The sequence below is a fragment of the Phaeobacter sp. S60 genome (genome assembly GCF_000826845.1).
Classification (GTDB): domain Bacteria; phylum Pseudomonadota; class Alphaproteobacteria; order Rhodobacterales; family Rhodobacteraceae; genus Phaeobacter; species Phaeobacter piscinae.
In genome coordinates this window covers 401,084-417,754 of record NZ_JSWJ01000011.1, presented here as the reverse complement: position 1 = coordinate 417,754, position 16,671 = coordinate 401,084, and the positions used below count along the sequence as shown (strand labels likewise).

Below are 16,671 nucleotides of genomic sequence, written 5' to 3'. Positions count from 1 at the left end.
GGGTTACTCAGCCGTCAGAAGGGGCGGCTTGTCTCCCGAGATGCGCGGTTTGGCTGGGCCTTCGATCCGGAGATCCAGTTTGCCATCCTTGATGCCGACCTTGACAAGACCACCTTTGGCGAGTTTGCCGAACAGCAGCTCCTCAGCCAGCGGCTTCTTGATGTGCTCCTGAATGACGCGGCCCAGGGGACGGGCCCCCATCCGGTCATCATAGCCCTTGTCCGCCAGCCATTCGGCGGCCTTGCGGGTCAGTTCTATCGAGACATTGCGATCCATCAGCTGGGCTTCCAACTGCAGGACAAATTTCTCGACCACCTGCAGGATCACATCCTTTGGCAGCGGTGCGAAGGAGATGACCGCGTCCAAACGGTTGCGGAATTCCGGCGTGAACGTCCGCTCAATCGCAGCGGTGTCCTCGCCCTCGCGCCGGTCACGGCCGAAGCCGATGGCAGCCTTCGCCTGCTCAGATGCGCCGGCGTTGGAGGTCATGATCAGCACCACATTGCGGAAATTCACCGTGCGGCCGTTGTGGTCGGTCAGCTGGCCATTGTCCATCACCTGCAACAGGATGTTGAAGACGTCCGGGTGGGCCTTCTCGATTTCATCCAACAGCAGCACGCAATGGGGATGCTGGTCGACGCCATCGGTCAACAGGCCACCCTGATCAAAACCGACATAGCCCGGAGGCGCGCCGATCAGGCGGGAGACCGCGTGTTTCTCCATATATTCCGACATGTCGAACCGCAGCAGCTCCACGCCAAGCGTATCTGCAAGCTGTTTGGCCACTTCTGTTTTGCCGACACCGGTGGGGCCTGCAAAGAGGTAGTTGCCAATGGGTTTTTCCGGCTCACGCAGGCCCGCCCGCGCCAGTTTGATGGCACTGGACAGGGCGTCAATTGCAGCGTCCTGACCAAACACCACCCGCTTCAGTGAGCGTTCCAGATCCTTCAGCACTTCGGCGTCGTCCTTGGAGACATTCTTCGGCGGGATTCGGGCGATCTTGGCGACAACGGCCTCGATCTCCTTGACGCCGATGGTCTTGCGGCGCTTGCTTTCCACCACCAGATGCTGGGCGGCGCCGGCCTCATCAATGACGTCGATGGCCTTGTCCGGCAGTTTGCGATCATTGATGTAACGGGCCGACAGTTCGACCGCAGATTTGATCGCATCGCTGGTAAAGCGGATGCCGTGATGTTCCTCGAAATAGGGTTTCAGCCCCTTCAGGATCTCGATGGAATCTTCAACCGAAGGTTCATTCACGTCGATTTTCTGGAACCGGCGCGACAGGGCGCGGTCCTTCTCGAAATGCTGACGGAATTCCTTGTAGGTGGTGGATCCCATGGTGCGCAGCTTGCCGCCCTGAAGCGCGGGCTTCAGCAGGTTTGAGGCATCCATCGCCCCGCCGGAGGTCGCCCCGGCGCCGATCACGGTGTGGATCTCATCGATGAACAGCACTGCGTCGGGGTGATCTTCCAGCTCGGTCACCACGGCTTTCAGGCGTTCCTCAAAGTCGCCGCGATAGCGGGTGCCTGCCAGCAACGCGCCCATGTCGAGCGAGTAAATGGTGGTTTCCGACAGGACCTCAGGGGTTTCACCAGCGACAATTTTGCGCGCGAGGCCTTCGGCGATGGCGGTTTTGCCAACGCCGGGATCGCCCACCAGAAGCGGATTGTTTTTGCGACGGCGGCACAGCACCTGAATACAGCGCTCAACCTCGTGGCTGCGCCCGATCAGAGGGTCAATGTCACCCTCGCGGGATTTCTCATTGAGATCGACGCAGTATTTCGCGAGCGCGCTCTCTTTCTTGTCGCCCTCGGTGGTGGGCTGGGGTTCATCCTCGACCTCCGGGGAGCCGGAAACCGGGCGGGATTCACCAAAGGCTGGATCCTTGGCCACGCCATGGGCGATGAAATTCACCGCATCATAGCGGGTCATGTCCTGATCCTGGAGAAAGTAGGCGGCGTCACTCTCACGCTCGGCGAAGATGGCCACCAGAACATTGGCGCCTGTGACCTCGGTCCGGCCGGAGCTTTGAACGTGGATGGCGGCGCGTTGGATCACGCGCTGAAAGGCAGCGGTTGGAACCGCTTCTGAGCCGTCGATATCAGTGACCAGATTGGCGAGATCCTCATCGACAAATTCGACAAGGGTCGCGCGCAACTCGGTGAGGTCCACGCTGCAGGCGCGCATGACGCGCGACGCCTCGGGCTCGTCCAACAGGGCAAGCAGCAGGTGTTCCAGGGTTGCGAATTCGTGACGCCGTTCGTTTGCCAGCGCAAGCGCGGCGTGAATGGCCTGTTCCAAAGTGCTCGAGAATGAAGGCACGGGCGTGCTCCTCTTGGTCTTGGGTTGGCGGTGAGGCTGCAGGGCGGATGCCTAGCCTTCCACAGTCCAACCATGTCCTGATAGTATTAGAGTTTGGTTGATACGTGCCCGGCTTCAAGTTCTTTCTTGCAATTTCTTGTCACATTTATCGTGACTGTGCCGTGAAAAGGGGCCTGGTGCGGTCAAAACTTGTCCTTTCGCGCCCGGATTTCGGCAAACACCTCAGCGGCTGAGGCTCCGGCCATGCCAATCGCCTGTTTGAGGCTGTCGAGATGCGCCCGCAGGAAAGGGTTGGTGTCCAGTTCGTCCTGCAACTGCGAGGGCACGGTTGGCAGATCGTCCGCGCGGGCGGCATCAATGGCTGTGCAGCGGCGTTGCAGCGCGGCGTTATCCGGCTCGATTGTGAGTGCGAACCGGGCATTGGACTGGGTATACTCATGACCGGAATAGACCGTTGTGTCTCCCGGTAGGGCTGCGAGTTTCTGCAGGCTCTGCCACATCTGTTCGGGGGAGCCCTCAAACAAGCGCCCACATCCCAGCGCCATCAGGCTGTCTGCGGTGAAGACTGCAGCTGCGCTGGGGATGTGAAAGGCGATATGGCCGATCGTATGCCCGGAAGCATCCAGCACGCGGACGTCCTCGCCAAGGCAGGTGAAGCTGTCGCCCTCCGCCACTGCCAGATCCAGATCGGGCAGACGGTGGGCGTCAGCCTTGGCACCGACGATTTGCAGATCATAGGCGGCTTGCAGCTCCGCAACGCCATCAATGTGATCCCAGTGGTGATGCGTGAGCAGGATCTGGTCCAGCCCCCATCCACGCCGGTCTAGTTCGGCGCGAATGGCTGCGGCTTCGGGCGCATCGACCAGTGCGGTGTGACCGGTTTCGGCATTGTGCAGCAGAAAGGCATAGTTGTCGGAGAGACAGGGCAGGGTAACGATCTCAAGGGGCATGGTCATTCGCTTCTCGATGGGTAAACTGACGGCGACTGGCCTCAGATTGGCCCAAGCAACGGACGCCCGCAATGCATCTTGATGTTCAGGATCTGAGGAATTTCTATTATCGCAGCACCCTAGGGCGGGCGGCGCAGGCGTCAATCCGTGGGCGGCTGCTGGAGCTGTGGCCGGAAGCGGCGGGACAGACAGTTGCAGGCTTTGGCTTTGCCGCGCCGCTGCTGCGCCCCTATCTGGCCGAGGCGCGGCGGGTGATTGCGCTGATGCCGGGACCGCAGGGGGTGATGCAGTGGCCTGCGGGACTGCCCAATGTCTCGGTGCTCTGCGAGGAGACCGCTTGGCCGATTGAAACCGGACATGTCGACCGGCTGGTATTGCTGCACGGGCTTGAGACCTCGGATCGGCCGTCGCATCTTCTGGAGGAATGCTGGCGGGTGCTTGGCCCCGGCGGGCGGGCGGTGTTTGTTGTGCCCAATCGCGCAGGCCTTTGGGCGCGGTCGGATGTGACACCGTTCGGGTTTGGGCGGCCCTATACGCTCAGTCAGGTGGAAAATCAGCTGCGCTTGCATCAGTTCACCGTCGAGCGGCATTCTGCGGCGCTCTACCTGCCGCCCAGCCAGCGCCGCTTCTGGCTGAAATCCGGCCCGTTGTTCGAGCGTATGGGGGACCGGTTGCCGGCGATGCTGGGGGGCGGGGTGTTTTTGGTCGAAGTGAGCAAGCAGGTGCATTCCCAGCGTGGTGAGATGACCCGGCTGCGCCCGCCCAGTCCGATCCGAGTGCTGGAAGGGTTGTCCAACCCGATGCCGGAACCGGCCTGAACCTGCGCGGTGTTTCAGACGTGAGCATCGGGGCGGGCTTCTGCCCCGGTTGACCAAGGGTCGCCAGCGCTAGACGCCGCGTCACCGGTGCCCTGGGCTGGACAGGCGGCGCAAATTCGGGCGGTCTCAAATAGGCAGGTCTTAATCTTGGTGCGGCGAAGGGCGTGACGTTACGGGAGCCGACGCTGGGCAGTCGGCGGCTTGATTCCCCGCTGATGGTTCGAAATCGCACTTTCAGCGCTCATTTTCGACGGTTTGGAGGTTTTTTCACCTGCAAGGCGCGTTTTTTGCTGATTTGGAATCGCAAAATTGACCCCTAAAGTTGGTTTTTTTGACGCATGTTCTGTCGTTTCATCGGGTGTTATCGTCTAATCATTTGAAAACGCTTAGAACTTCCTTTTTTACCTTGCCGTCCAAGGCAGTTGATAGGTTGCCAACGCTCTGCTACATCCACGCTGATTTTGACGCCCCACCAAATTGTGGGGAGACCTCACGCCCCCGGACGCCGCCTGCACTAGGTCAGCCAACCGGGGCCAATATCGGAAGGGTGGACGTGTCCGAACCAGCTTCGATCTCCGCAGGCATTGCCGCGCGCTATGCCACCGCGATCTTTGAGATCGCCGAAGAGAGCAAGGCGCTTGATAGCCTTGAAACCAGCATCAATGACCTGTCTGCCGCTTTGGCGGATAGCGAAGATCTCCGCGACCTGATCACGTCACCCCTGGTGTCGCGTCAGGAGCAGGGAACAGCGATCACCGCGATTGCCAAGAAAATGGGCCTGGACCCGGTTCTGAGCAATGCGCTGACGCTGATGGCCGAAAAGCGCCGCCTGTTCGTGGTGCCTGCGCTGCTTGACGCTCTGCGCGCACGTCTGGCCGAAACCCGTGGTGAGATTACTGCCGATGTCACATCGGCCAAGGCGCTGACCAAGACCCAGAGCGAAAAACTGGCCAAAACACTGGCCGAGCGCACTGGCAAAAAGGTCGTGATCAATGCAACCGTCGATGAAAGCATCATTGGCGGTCTTGTCGTTAAAGTGGGCTCGAAGATGATCGACAACTCGATCCGCTCCAAGCTCAACTCCCTACAGAACGCAATGAAAGAGGTCGGATAAATGGGTATCCAAGCAGCAGAGATTTCTGCGATCCTGAAAGACCAGATCAAGAATTTTGGTCAAGAAGCTGAGGTGGCAGAGATTGGCCGCGTGCTGTCCGTTGGTGACGGTATCGCCCGTGTGTACGGTCTCGACAATGTCCAGGCCGGCGAGATGGTCGAATTCCCCGGCGGCATCATGGGCATGGCGCTGAACCTCGAAGCCGACAACGTCGGTATCGTTATCTTCGGCTCCGACCGTGACATCAAAGAAGGTGACACCGTCAAGCGCACCAACTCCATCGTGGACGTTCCCGCTGGCCCCGAGCTGCTGGGTCGCGTTGTTGACGGTCTGGGCAACCCGCTGGACGGCAAGGGCCCGATCAACGCTTCCGAGCGTAAAGTGGCAGACGTCAAAGCGCCGGGCATCATCCCGCGTAAGTCGGTTCACGAACCGATGGCAACCGGCCTCAAGTCCGTTGACGCGATGATCCCGATCGGCCGTGGCCAGCGAGAGCTGATCATTGGTGACCGTCAGACCGGTAAAACCGCCGTTGCTCTGGACGCGATCCTGAACCAGAAAGTCTACAACGACGCCGCTGGTGATGACGAATCCAAGAAACTGTACTGTGTTTATGTCGCTGTCGGCCAGAAGCGCTCGACCGTGGCCCAGCTGGTGAAGAAGCTGGAAGAAACCGGTGCGATGGAATATTCGATCGTGGTTGCTGCAACCGCGTCCGAACCGGCCCCGATGCAGTTCCTGGCGCCCTACGCCGCGACCGCAATGGCCGAATACTTCCGCGACAGCGGCAAGCACGCGCTGATCATCTATGATGACCTGTCCAAACAGGCTGTGGCCTATCGCCAGATGTCCCTGCTGCTGCGTCGCCCGCCGGGCCGTGAAGCTTATCCTGGTGACGTTTTCTATCTCCACTCCCGTCTGCTGGAACGTTCCGCGAAGCTGAACGAAGAATTCGGTGCAGGCTCGCTGACCGCGCTGCCCGTCATCGAAACCCAGGGCGGCGACGTGTCCGCGTTTATCCCGACCAACGTGATTTCGATCACCGACGGTCAGATCTTCCTGGAAACCGAACTGTTCTATCAGGGCATCCGTCCTGCTGTGAACACCGGTCTGTCGGTTTCGCGTGTGGGCTCCTCCGCTCAGACCAACGCGATGAAATCGGTTGCTGGTCCGGTGAAACTGGAACTGGCTCAGTACCGCGAAATGGCGGCCTTTGCGCAGTTTGGCTCCGATCTGGACGCCGCAACCCAGCAGCTGCTGAACCGTGGTGCGCGTCTGACCGAGCTGATGAAACAGCCCCAGTATGCACCGCTGACCAACGCAGAGATCGTCTGTGTGATCTTCGCAGGCACCAACGGCTACCTCGACAAAGTCGACGTAAAAGAAGTTGGCCGCTACGAGGCTGGCCTGCTGGCGCATCTGCGCAGCAAGCATCAGGACCTGCTTGACTGGATCACCACCGAAGATCCGAAGATCAAGGGTGACGCAGCCGACAAGATCAAAGCAGCTCTGGACGCGTTCGCAGCTGACTTCGCTTAAGGGGGGATCAGGCGTTGCCTAACCTTAAAGACCTTAAAAACAGGATCGCGTCGGTCAAATCGACCCGCAAGATCACCAAGGCCATGCAGATGGTCGCGGCCGCAAAACTGCGCCGCGCCCAAGAGGCTGCCGAGGATGCGCGTCCCTATGCCGAACGGTTCAACGCCGTTATGGCTGGGCTGGCCGCATCTGTCGGTGGCAGCGATTCTGCACCCAAGCTGCTTGCCGGCACCGGTAGCGACCAGGTTCATCTCCTGGTCGTGCTGACCGCCGAACGCGGGCTTTGCGGGGGCTTCAATTCCAACATCGCCAAGCTGGCGCGGGCCAAGGCCCAGGCGCTGGTCGCGGCGGGCAAGACTGTCAAGATCCTGACGGTTGGCAAAAAAGGCCGGGACGCGATGAAACGCGACCTTGGTGACTATTTTGTCGGTCATGTGGATCTGAGCGAAGTCAAACGCCTTGGCTACGCCAATGCGCAGGACATCGCCAAGGATGTTCTGGCCCGCTTTGATGCCGGGGATTTCGACGTTGCCACGCTCTTCTACGCGAAGTTCGTGAACGTTGTGACCCAGGTGCCGACTGCCCAGCAGGTGATCCCGGCGTCCTTTGATGCCAAGGAAGACGACGCTGCGACCAGCTCTGCCGTCTACGACTACGAGCCCAGCGAAGAGGCTATTCTGGCTGACCTGCTGCCGCGCGGTGTCGCAACGCAGATCTTTGCAGCGCTGCTGGAAAATGGGGCCTCCGAACAGGGTGCCCGGATGAGCGCGATGGACAATGCCACCCGCAACGCGGGTGAGATGATCGACAAGCTGACCATTGAGTTCAACCGCTCGCGTCAGGCCGTGATCACCAACGAGCTGATTGAAATTATTTCGGGCGCTGAGGCGCTCTAAAAGAAAACCGGAGACGAAACATGGCAAATGCAAAAGGCAAGGTGACCCAGATCATCGGCGCCGTTGTGGACGTTCAATTCGACGACCACCTGCCGGCGATCTTGAACGCGCTGACCACCGACAACAACGGTAAGACGCTGGTTCTGGAAGTTGCTCAGCACCTGGGCGAAAACACCGTCCGTACCATCGCGATGGATGCGACCGAAGGTCTGGTTCGTGGTCAGGCCGTGGCTGACACCGACGCACCGATCTCGATCCCCGTCGGCAACGCAACCCTGGGCCGCATCCTGAACGTTGTGGGTGAGCCCGTTGACGAGCAGGGTCCTGTTGTGGCTGCGGAAACCCGCGCCATCCACCAGCCCGCTCCTGAGTTCAGCGACCAGTCCACCGAATCCGAAGTGCTGGTGACCGGCATCAAGGTGATCGACCTTCTGGCCCCCTACGCCAAGGGTGGTAAAATTGGTCTGTTCGGCGGCGCCGGCGTTGGCAAAACCGTTCTCATCATGGAACTGATCAACAACATCGCAAAAGTGCACTCGGGCTTCTCCGTGTTCGCGGGTGTTGGTGAACGGACCCGTGAAGGCAACGACCTCTACCACGAGATGATCGAATCCAACGTTATCAAACCCGATAACCTGGAAGAGTCGCAGGTTGCTCTGGTCTATGGCCAGATGAACGAGCCTCCGGGTGCGCGTGCCCGTGTTGCTCTGACCGGTCTGACCCTGGCGGAACAGTTCCGTGACCAGTCCGGCACCGACGTTCTGTTCTTCGTGGACAACATCTTCCGCTTTACTCAGGCGGGTTCCGAGGTGTCCGCTCTGCTCGGCCGTATTCCTTCGGCTGTGGGCTACCAGCCGACGCTGGCGACCGACATGGGTGCGATGCAGGAACGTATTACCTCCACCAAAAACGGCTCGATCACCTCGATCCAGGCTGTGTATGTTCCCGCGGATGACCTTACCGACCCGGCACCGGCAACCACCTTTGCCCACCTGGACGCGACCACCGTTCTTAACCGTTCGATCTCCGAACTGGGCATCTACCCGGCTGTTGACCCGCTCGACTCCACGTCGCGCCTGATGGATCCCTCCATCGTTGGCGAAGAGCATTATGCCGTGGCCTCCGACGTTCAGCAGATCCTTCAGCGCTACAAGTCGCTGCAGGACATTATCGCGATCCTCGGCATGGACGAACTGTCCGAAGAGGACAAGCTGACCGTGACCCGTGCACGTAAGATCCAGCGCTTCCTCTCGCAGCCGTTCGACGTTGCGAAGGTCTTCACCGGCGCAGACGGCAAGCAGGTTCCGCTTGAGGACACCATCAAGTCGTTCAAGGCCGTTGTGGCCGGCGAATACGATCACCTGCCCGAAGGCGCCTTCTACATGGTTGGCGGCATCGACGAAGTGATCGCAAAAGCCGAGAAAATGGCTGCTGACGCGGCCTAAGGAGGGCCCTGATGGCTGATACGATGCAATTCGACCTCGTGAGCCCGGAGCGCCGCCTGGCGTCGCTCCCGGTGACCGCGGTAATGATCCCCGGCGCGGAAGGCGACATGACGGCTATGGCCAATCATGCGCCGACCATCACCACGCTGCGTCCGGGTGTCCTGCGGGTCGAAAGCCCGCAAGGCACATCGGAATATCTGGTCACCGGTGGCTTTGCTGAAATCGGCGCTGACGGTCTGTCTGTCCTTGCTGAGAAGGCAATCCCCATGGACCAGCTGACGCGCGCGCAACTGGACGAGCTGATTGAAGAGGCCCGCACGACCTACAAGGCCGTGCAGGACACCGATCAACCGCATGGCCTCGTTGAAGATGCGGCGAAGCTGCTCGCCGATATGGAAGCCCTGGGCACCCATATGAGCCTCTGATCCGTCAGAGCCATGGCACAAGAATTTAAACCGGCCCCTTGCGGGCCGGTTTTGTTTTTTGGCACTCTTGCCGCATAGATCAGACGCAGAGAAATACGGGCCGGGCGCAGCTCCGGGGGCAGGCACGCAGTATGAAACGGGTACACAGCCCCAGGCTTGGGGTGGATCAGGGCGACATCGAGATTTTCTCGGAGTTTGAGAATGGCGGCACCATGTGGACCGGGGCGGGCCCCCGTGAGCGGCGGCGCAGCGTGCGGTTTTCTGAGCCCTTTGCCGAGCTGCCTGCGGTGCATCTTTCCAGTTCGCTGATGGACATTGATTCCGGCGCCGCGATCCGGGCTGAGCTGGTCGCCGATAGCATCACCACAGAGGGGTTTGATGTGGTCTTCCGCACCTGGAACGACAGCCGTATCGCGCGTATTCGCGCCTCCTGGCTGGCGATTGGCAGCTTGCGCTTTGCAGATGACTGGGACGTGCCTTAGGCGGCTCTAGTCGCCGTCTCTGTCCCTGTCGTGGCAGGCTGTGCCCGTGAACTGCGGCAACCAGTCCTCGCGGCGGCGGCACCAGACCTCATAGTCAGGCGTCAGGCCGTTTGTGTTGTCCAGGCTGCCCAGATGCACCTCGATTTCATCCCCGGTTTGGGCAAAGACGGACGACCCGCAGGTACCGCAGAAATGGCGCCCCTTATAGTGGTGTGGCCTGCCTTCAACGTGGACCGCCTGCGCGGGAAAAATCGCGGCTGCGTAAAACAGTGCCCCGTGATGTCTGCGGCAGTCCCGGCAGTGGCAGATCCCAACCCTGAGCGGCGGACCGGATGTGGTGATCCTGACGGCCCCGCACAGGCACCCCCCCTGATAGTGTTCCATGCCGCTGCCTCCTGCATTGCGATGTGTTGCAGTATAGCAATTCTGGGGGGCGCAGACAGGGGAGCGGACGTGACGAAAAACCCCACGCGCCGGGTGCCGGGCGTGGGGGCTAATTTCTCAGGATTTGCGCGCGCGGCTTAGCCGTTGCGAGACAGCGATTCGTAGATCGGGACCAGTGTCTTATCCTCAAACAGCGAGGACACCGAGGTGCCGTGCCAAATGTTGAGGATCGCCTGAGTGAACAGGGGCGCCGTCGGCAGGATGCGGATATTTGGCGCGCCGAGAACGGCTTCGGTGGGCTGAATGGTATCGGTCAGCACCAGCGATTTCATCACCGAGTTGCTGACGCGCTCCACTGCGGGGCCACTCATGACGCCGTGGGTGATATAGGCGTGGACTTCCTTGGCGCCATTGTCGAGCAGGACCTGAGCGGCCTTGCAGAGGGTGCCGGCGGTGTCGCACATGTCGTCGATGATGAGACAGATCTTATCGGTCACATCGCCAATCACAGTCATCTCGGCCACTTCGCCTGCCTTTTCGCGGCGTTTGTCCACGATCGAGAGCGGTGCATTGATCCGCTTGGCCAGCTCGCGCGCGCGGGCCACGCCGCCGACGTCGGGCGAGACCACCATGATCTCGTCCATGCTGTCCTTGAACTGGTTTTTCACATCCAGCGCAAAGATCGGCGAGGCATAGAGATTGTCCACCGGGATATCAAAGAAACCCTGAATTTGAGCGGCATGCAGATCCATGGTCAGCACCCGTTCGATGCCCGCGCCGGTCAGCATATTGGCAACCAGCTTGGCCGAAATCGGGGTGCGCGCCTTGGTGCGGCGATCCTGACGGGCGTAGCCGAAATACGGGATCACTGCGGTGATACGCTGGGCCGAAGACCGGCGCAGTGCATCAGCGATGATCAACAGCTCCATCAGGTTATCATTGGCCGGGTTTGAGGTCGGCTGAATGATGAACATGTCCTCGCCGCGGACGTTCTCATAGACTTCGACGAAGATCTCGCCGTCATTGAACCGCTCGACTCGGGCATCAACGAGGCCCTGATCGACACCGCGGTGCATCGACATGCGGCGGGTAATGGTTTCGGCAAGCGGAAGATTGGCGTTCCCAGCAATCAGCTTGGGTTCGTTCAAGGTCGGCATTGGCTGTTATCCCCAGGCAGCAATGGCAGTGTGACAGATTCGTGATGTTGAACCCCGCTTAGCATGGGCGTACCCTCGCGCCTAGATTTAATGCGGGAGAACAGGCCCGTGGTGGCGAACGTCAGAGCAGGGGAAACCTGCTGGGGTTGCAGAGAGGAACGGCAGATAATGACGATGGTTGTGAGAGGCCTAAACGTTACAACAGCGTGGCAATGATGGGGGCGATGTCTACCGGGCTTGCGCAGCCTGTCGCCAGCCGTGTTTTTGGATGTGGCCCCAGAACGGTGGTGGCCGTTCATTGTTCGCTTGCGCATTCGGGTGCCTGGCGCGGATTGGCGACCATTCTGGAAGAACAGGTGATGGTCTCCAGTTTTGACATGTTGTCCCACGGCCGAAGCCCGGACTGGGACGGCGAGGGATTGCTGCAACTGCGCAACGCCGAGGCTGGGCTGGCTCTGATTGAGGCTGAAAACCTCGCCAAAGACGGTCCGATTGATCTGATCGGCCATTCTTTTGGTGCCACGGTCGTTCTGGCAATGGCCCAGATGCGCCCGGATCTGGTGCGCTCGCTGGTGATGGTTGAGCCGGTTTTCTTCTCGCTGGTGAGCGCGGCGGAGACCACCGACCCCGAGGCGCTGGAGGCGCTGCGCAGGGATCACATGACGGTGCGCGAAACATATCTGAACGGCGACATTGAACATGCGACACGGCTGTTCAACCGGGCGTGGGGGGCGGGCCATCCAAAATGGAACGACCTGCCCGAAAGCGCCCGGGACGCTATGGTGCGCAGTTTTCCAGCCGTGATGGCCTGCGATACACAAGTCTATGAGGATATGCTGGGGGTGCTGACACCGGAGAAGCTGGCGCGCGTGACGATGCCCTGTCTGCTGATTGATGGCGGTAGGAGCCAGCCCATTATGCATGAGGTCATTCGTGCGCTGGCTGCACGGCTGCCGGATGTGACCTGCCGCCGAATTGACAGCGCCGGACATATGCTGCCGATCACCCATCCTGCTGAAACCGCCGCGCTGCTGCAGGGGTTCTGGCCGGAGGTCGTACCGGCACCAGCTGAAGTCTAAGCTAGCCATCATGTCCTTTGCCGGGGCTGTCTGACCAGAGAAAGCCGAGGCGACACTGCGCCTCGGCTTTGCGTTTCTGAGGGTCCTGGGGCGAGAGGGTGGGGTCAGATATCGTTCACCGTGGTGACGGTTTCGCGAAAATAGTCAATTTTGCCATCTGCCTGATGCGACAGGATGAAGGTGACGCTTTCCACCATGCGGCCACGCACAGCATAGTGATAGCGTTGGTGAAAGCGGGTGTTGTACCAGCCATCGCCCAAATCCTGTGAGCTGAGCCCGACAATTTTGGTGCCCTGGGGAAACACCTCCGGCCCAAGCCGGGACAGGATCACGCCGAAGCCTTCAATATCCATGGCCTGTTGCCAGCTGACGTCGACACCGTCGCTGTCGCGGTAGTGGTCAATGCGGAAATCAATGTCCGGCGCGATAAAGCCCATCAGAGCTGGATCGCCTGCTTCAAACAGCCGGAGCAATTGCTCGATGGCAGGTTGCGATGTGGTGTCGGTACCGGGGGCGGTGGCCAGATTGGTTGCGGACATGGTGTTCTCCTGTTGGGTGTGAAGTCAGGATCGCAAATAAGTCGAGTATAGGGAATTGCTCTGCGATCTATCCTTGGTATAGTTTTGAACTATGGATGATCTCACACCGCTTCGGTACTTTCGCGCCGCCTATGAATTGGGAACCTTTAGCGCTGCAGCTCGCGCCTGCGATGTACGCCAGCCATCGGTCTCTGCCGCGATTGCCCGGCTTGAAGATCGCTATGACGGGCCATTGTTTCACCGCAGCAGGGATGGGCTGACGCCAACCGCGCTCGGCCATGAGCTGTATAGTCAGGCCGGGGGTGTTCTGGCACAGGTGAGCCAGCTTGAAGCGCGGCTGAAAGGTCATGTGGCGCGTATGGTACGGGTGTATTGCGCACCGGATGTGATGATGGCGCCGTTTGAGGCCGGGTTGGCCCGGATCCGCCGCGCGGTGCCGCGGGCGCAGTTTCAATTCACCGATGATGCGCTGCAGGCCGATCTGCAGTTTGTCGCCGAAAGCTGCCTACCGCGTGGCTGCGGGTATCACCCGCTCTGGCAGGAGCGTTACGGCCTGGCGCTTCACTGCGCGCATCCGCTGTTGGCGAAGGCAAAGCTGACCCTCGCCGATATGGCCGGGGAGGCGCTGATTGCGCGCCCTTATTGTCCCAGCGCCGATCGTTTTCTGACTTCGCTGACGCAGGGGGAGGCGACATTGGCGGGGCTGCGGGTGGCGGCCAGCGCGATCCATGATGCCCAGCTGATGGATCTGGTGGCCGCCGGATTGGGGGTGGCGCTAATGCCGATGTCCCATGGTGAGGCCCATCGTGGCATTGTGTTGCGTGACATTTCGGACATCGACCCGGTGACGCGGGTGGTGGGTGTCGGTTACCGCAAGACTGGGTTTGCGGGCGACATGGCCCGGCATTTTCTCAACCGTGAGAGCGTCGTCGGTACCATGTCTTTGGCCTCGGTCGCGGCAGTCTGAAGGCAGCCGTTGGAACCGCCACCCTCAGGATATGATCTACAGCAGCGCCAGAAACGCGTCGATCTGATCGTCGCCGATCGACCAGTCACAGACAAAGCGCGCTGTGAGTTCTTCCTCTGCTGCGCCGTCCAGGGTTCCGTCCCAGAGATGATAGACAGCGCCCGCATCGAACAGCCGCTGATGGGTCGCGCGGGGCAGCGCGGCAAAGATCATATTGGCCTGCGGTTCGTGACTGAAATGGGCCCCCGCATTGCGCAACCCTGTCGCCAGACGCGCAGCTTTTGCATTGGCGCCGCGGGCGTTTCTCAGCCACAGATCGTCGGTCAGATAGGCCAGCATCTGCGCCGACAGATAGCGATGTTTGGAGAACAGATGCGCGCCGCGTTTGCGGCGATATTCGAACTCCTGGGCCTTTGCCGGATCGAAGAAGATCACCGCCTCGACGCCCATGCAGCCGTTCTTGGTGCCGCCAAAAGAGACCGCATCGACGCCTGCTTTCCATGTCATCTCCGCCGGGGTGCAGCCGAGAGAGACCAGCGCGTTGGTAAAACGCGCCCCGTCCAGATGCATTGGCAGGCCGTAGGATGTGGCCACATCGCCAAGGGCCGCCAGCTCATCCACTGTGTAGACCGTGCCGAATTCCGTCACCTGGGTGATTGAGATCGGTCCGCGTTGAGGGCCGTGTACGCCACGGGTTTCCTCGCCCTCGATTGCGGCGCGCAGATTGGCGGGCGTCATTTTGTCGGCCGCTGTGACCAGCGTCAGCTTGGCGCCGCCTGTGTAGAACTCCGGCGCGTTACATTCGTCCATATTGATATGGGCGGGGGCGCTGCAAAACAGCGTCTGCCACGGCTGCGACAGTGTTGACAGCGCCAGCACATTGGCCGCTGTGCCGGTTGCCACCAGATAGACGGCAGCCTCCGGTGCTTCAAAGATCTCGCGAATGCGGGCCGTGACCTTGGCCATCTCTTCATCAGCGCCATAGCCCATGGCGTAGCCGGTGTTCGCGGCATTCAGCGCTGCGAGGATTTCGGGATTGGCCGGGCCGGAATTGTCAGAGGCGAAATGCATTTAGAGCGGCTCCTCGATAATATGCTCTTCCCAGTCTTCTTCGGGGGTGTCGAATTCGGAAACGGTCCAGCCGCGCACCGAGACACCCGCCTCATGTACGCTGGCCGGATCACCGGTGATCAACGGATGCCAGTCGGGCAGGGGGTTGCCCTCCCACAGCAGGCGATAGGCGCAGGTCTGCGGCATCCAATAGGCGTGGGTGTCCAGATTGTCCGGTTTCAGCACGATACATTCCGGGACAAACTGGTGGCGGTTCTCATAGTGGGCACAGCGGCAGGTGGCATCATCCAGCAGGCGGCAGGCAACACGGGTCAGCGCAACCTCACCGCTGTCTTCGTCCTCCAGCTTGTTGAGGCAACATTTGCCACAGCCGTCACAAAGCGCCTCCCACTCACGGTTGTTCAGCTTCGCCAGTGGTTTCTTTTCCCAGAACCGTTTGGCCAGTCCGTTGCGATCAATACCGTCGCTCATAGGGCCGCCAAAAGGCTGCGCGCCTGTGTACAATCCGCGTCCATCTGCGTCAGCAACCCGTCGAGCCCGTCAAAGGTCATTTCCGGGCGCAGGTATTCTACCAGACCGACAGACAGCGTCGCACCATAGAGGTTGCCGGTGAAATCAAACAGGAAGGTTTCGATGTTGGGATGGCTGCCGTCAAACATCGGGCGCACACCAACAGAGGCCGCCCCGTGATAACTGCCCTGATGCGGCCCATCCAGCACGTCAACCAGCACCGCATAGACGCCAAAGGCAGGCTGATGCAGCCCGTCGATGGACATATTCGCGGTGGGATAGCCCAATTCGCGGCCGCGCTGTTCGCCGCCGATCACTTCGCCCTCAATCCGGTGCCAATGGCCCAGCATGTTGGCGGCATCCCGCGGGCGTCCGTCACTCAATGCGCGGCGAATGGCGGTGGAGGACACTGTGTCCTCGGAGTATTCCATCAGCGGGGCGATAGTCACGCCAAACCCCATATCCTCGCCAAAGCGTTTGAGATCCTCGGCGGTGCCCGCACGCCCCTTGCCGAAACAGAAGTCGGAACCGACAACCACATGCCGCAGCCCCAATCCATCAGCGATGACCTTGCGTGCAAAAGCTTCGGGCGTGAGGCCAGACAGCGCCGCGTTGAAGTTCAGCTGATAGAGGCGCTCGACTCCCAGTTTTTCCAGCCGCGACGCGCGCGCCTCGGCTGACATCAGCCGGAACGGTGGGGCCTCCGGAGCAAAGAACTCACGTGGGTGCGGCTCAAATGTCATCACCCCCAGCGGCGCTTGCGGTTCTGCCTCGCGGGCCAGGTCGATGACCGATTGATGACCGCGATGAACACCATCGAAATTGCCGATGGCGGCGACGGCTCCACGATCCTTTGGATCTACGAATTGAAAGTCACGGATAATGCGCATGGCCACTGCCTAGCCGCGCCGACGCGCGCTTGCAAGAGCCATGCCGCGGGTTGGTGCCGGTTGCTGCGGGGCCGCCTTGG

The 16,671-nt window shown here is 60.5% G+C and carries 17 protein-coding genes; 9 read left to right on the top strand and 8 right to left on the bottom strand.

What is annotated here, in order from left to right; genetic code table 11:
- Positions 1-3: 3 nt before the first annotated feature.
- Positions 4-2,325, bottom strand: a complete 2,322-nt coding sequence (gene clpA, locus OO25_RS11930; RefSeq protein ID WP_024096356.1) for an ATP-dependent Clp protease ATP-binding subunit ClpA — start codon at positions 2,323-2,325, stop codon at positions 4-6.
- Positions 2,326-2,507: 182 nt separating this feature from the next.
- Positions 2,508-3,281 (bottom strand): hydroxyacylglutathione hydrolase, encoded by a 774-nt coding sequence (gene gloB / locus OO25_RS11925; protein ID WP_040180263.1) that lies wholly within the window; start codon positions 3,279-3,281, stop codon positions 2,508-2,510.
- Between the two features lie 65 nt (positions 3,282-3,346).
- Between gloB and OO25_RS11920 the strand changes: the two genes are divergently transcribed.
- From OO25_RS11920 to OO25_RS11890, 7 genes are all read left to right on the top strand, one after another.
- Positions 3,347-4,093, top strand: a complete 747-nt coding sequence (locus OO25_RS11920) for a class I SAM-dependent methyltransferase (RefSeq protein ID WP_040180261.1) — start codon at positions 3,347-3,349, stop codon at positions 4,091-4,093.
- A 553-nt stretch (positions 4,094-4,646) separates the two neighbouring features.
- Positions 4,647-5,207 (top strand): F0F1 ATP synthase subunit delta, encoded by a 561-nt coding sequence (locus OO25_RS11915; protein WP_040173895.1) that lies wholly within the window; start codon positions 4,647-4,649, stop codon positions 5,205-5,207.
- Complete coding sequence (gene atpA, locus OO25_RS11910; RefSeq protein ID WP_040180260.1) at positions 5,208-6,746, top strand: F0F1 ATP synthase subunit alpha; 1,539 nt, start codon at positions 5,208-5,210, stop codon at positions 6,744-6,746.
- 14 nt (positions 6,747-6,760) lie between these two features.
- On the top strand, positions 6,761-7,642 hold the full coding sequence (locus tag OO25_RS11905; RefSeq protein WP_014875414.1) for a F0F1 ATP synthase subunit gamma: 882 nt from the start codon (positions 6,761-6,763) through the stop codon (positions 7,640-7,642).
- A 20-nt stretch (positions 7,643-7,662) separates the two neighbouring features.
- Positions 7,663-9,087 (top strand): F0F1 ATP synthase subunit beta, encoded by a 1,425-nt coding sequence (atpD, locus tag OO25_RS11900; protein ID WP_040173897.1) that lies wholly within the window; start codon positions 7,663-7,665, stop codon positions 9,085-9,087.
- A gap of 11 nt (positions 9,088-9,098) precedes the next feature.
- Entirely contained in the window at positions 9,099-9,512 is a 414-nt protein-coding gene (locus tag OO25_RS11895) for a F0F1 ATP synthase subunit epsilon (protein ID WP_024096363.1), read from the top strand.
- A gap of 131 nt (positions 9,513-9,643) precedes the next feature.
- Complete coding sequence (locus tag OO25_RS11890; protein WP_040180259.1) at positions 9,644-9,994, top strand: H-type lectin domain-containing protein; 351 nt, start codon at positions 9,644-9,646, stop codon at positions 9,992-9,994.
- 6 nt (positions 9,995-10,000) lie between these two features.
- Here OO25_RS11890 and OO25_RS11885 read toward each other — a convergent pair whose 3' ends face one another.
- On the bottom strand, positions 10,001-10,378 hold the full coding sequence (locus OO25_RS11885) for a GFA family protein (protein ID WP_040180257.1): 378 nt from the start codon (positions 10,376-10,378) through the stop codon (positions 10,001-10,003).
- Between the two features lie 137 nt (positions 10,379-10,515).
- On the bottom strand, positions 10,516-11,535 hold the full coding sequence (locus OO25_RS11880) for a ribose-phosphate pyrophosphokinase (RefSeq protein ID WP_040173904.1): 1,020 nt from the start codon (positions 11,533-11,535) through the stop codon (positions 10,516-10,518).
- A 215-nt stretch (positions 11,536-11,750) separates the two neighbouring features.
- Between OO25_RS11880 and OO25_RS11875 the strand changes: the two genes are divergently transcribed.
- Entirely contained in the window at positions 11,751-12,614 is an 864-nt protein-coding gene (locus OO25_RS11875; protein ID WP_040180256.1) for an alpha/beta fold hydrolase, read from the top strand.
- Between the two features lie 104 nt (positions 12,615-12,718).
- On the opposite strand, the gene OO25_RS11870 is transcribed toward OO25_RS11875, so the two are convergent.
- A complete protein-coding gene (locus OO25_RS11870; RefSeq protein WP_040180255.1) occupies positions 12,719-13,153 on the bottom strand; it encodes a hypothetical protein in 435 nt (144 codons plus the stop codon).
- 91 nt (positions 13,154-13,244) lie between these two features.
- On the opposite strand from OO25_RS11870, the gene OO25_RS11865 reads away from it, so the two are divergent.
- Entirely contained in the window at positions 13,245-14,120 is an 876-nt protein-coding gene (locus OO25_RS11865; RefSeq protein WP_040180254.1) for a LysR family transcriptional regulator, read from the top strand.
- A gap of 36 nt (positions 14,121-14,156) precedes the next feature.
- Here OO25_RS11865 and OO25_RS11860 read toward each other — a convergent pair whose 3' ends face one another.
- Genes OO25_RS11860 through OO25_RS11850 form a run of 3 tightly spaced genes read right to left on the bottom strand, consistent with a single transcriptional unit; the run spans position 14,157 to position 16,591 of the window.
- Positions 14,157-15,191: a low specificity L-threonine aldolase gene (locus tag OO25_RS11860; protein WP_040180252.1), complete on the bottom strand. Its 1,035-nt coding sequence runs from the start codon at positions 15,189-15,191 to the stop codon at positions 14,157-14,159.
- Entirely contained in the window at positions 15,192-15,662 is a 471-nt protein-coding gene (locus OO25_RS11855; protein WP_040173908.1) for a YcgN family cysteine cluster protein, read from the bottom strand.
- On the bottom strand, positions 15,659-16,591 hold the full coding sequence (locus OO25_RS11850; protein WP_040180251.1) for a bifunctional riboflavin kinase/FAD synthetase: 933 nt from the start codon (positions 16,589-16,591) through the stop codon (positions 15,659-15,661). Before OO25_RS11850 ends, OO25_RS11855 begins: the two co-directional genes overlap by 4 nt.
- Positions 16,592-16,671: the final 80 nt, after the last annotated feature.

What these genes read in the sequence shown, in the direction of transcription:
- OO25_RS11875 (WP_040180256.1), top strand. Translation starts at nt 11,751, where the DNA reads ATGGGGGCGATGTCTACCGGGCTTGCGCAGCCTGTCGCCAGCCGTGTT.
- OO25_RS11865 (WP_040180254.1), top strand. Translation starts at nt 13,245, where the DNA reads ATGGATGATCTCACACCGCTTCGGTACTTTCGCGCCGCCTATGAATTG.
- OO25_RS11880 (WP_040173904.1), bottom strand. Translation starts at nt 11,535, where the DNA reads ATGCCGACCTTGAACGAACCCAAGCTGATTGCTGGGAACGCCAATCTT.
- OO25_RS11850 (WP_040180251.1), bottom strand. Translation starts at nt 16,591, where the DNA reads ATGCGCATTATCCGTGACTTTCAATTCGTAGATCCAAAGGATCGTGGA.
- OO25_RS11885 (WP_040180257.1), bottom strand. Translation starts at nt 10,378, where the DNA reads ATGGAACACTATCAGGGGGGGTGCCTGTGCGGGGCCGTCAGGATCACC.
- OO25_RS11890 (WP_040180259.1), top strand. Translation starts at nt 9,644, where the DNA reads ATGAAACGGGTACACAGCCCCAGGCTTGGGGTGGATCAGGGCGACATC.
- OO25_RS11920 (WP_040180261.1), top strand. Translation starts at nt 3,347, where the DNA reads ATGCATCTTGATGTTCAGGATCTGAGGAATTTCTATTATCGCAGCACC.
- OO25_RS11870 (WP_040180255.1), bottom strand. Translation starts at nt 13,153, where the DNA reads ATGTCCGCAACCAATCTGGCCACCGCCCCCGGTACCGACACCACATCG.
- OO25_RS11895 (WP_024096363.1), top strand. Translation starts at nt 9,099, where the DNA reads ATGGCTGATACGATGCAATTCGACCTCGTGAGCCCGGAGCGCCGCCTG.
- gloB (WP_040180263.1), bottom strand. Translation starts at nt 3,281, where the DNA reads ATGACCATGCCCCTTGAGATCGTTACCCTGCCCTGTCTCTCCGACAAC.
- atpA (WP_040180260.1), top strand. Translation starts at nt 5,208, where the DNA reads ATGGGTATCCAAGCAGCAGAGATTTCTGCGATCCTGAAAGACCAGATC.
- OO25_RS11860 (WP_040180252.1), bottom strand. Translation starts at nt 15,191, where the DNA reads ATGCATTTCGCCTCTGACAATTCCGGCCCGGCCAATCCCGAAATCCTC.
- atpD (WP_040173897.1), top strand. Translation starts at nt 7,663, where the DNA reads ATGGCAAATGCAAAAGGCAAGGTGACCCAGATCATCGGCGCCGTTGTG.
- OO25_RS11855 (WP_040173908.1), bottom strand. Translation starts at nt 15,662, where the DNA reads ATGAGCGACGGTATTGATCGCAACGGACTGGCCAAACGGTTCTGGGAA.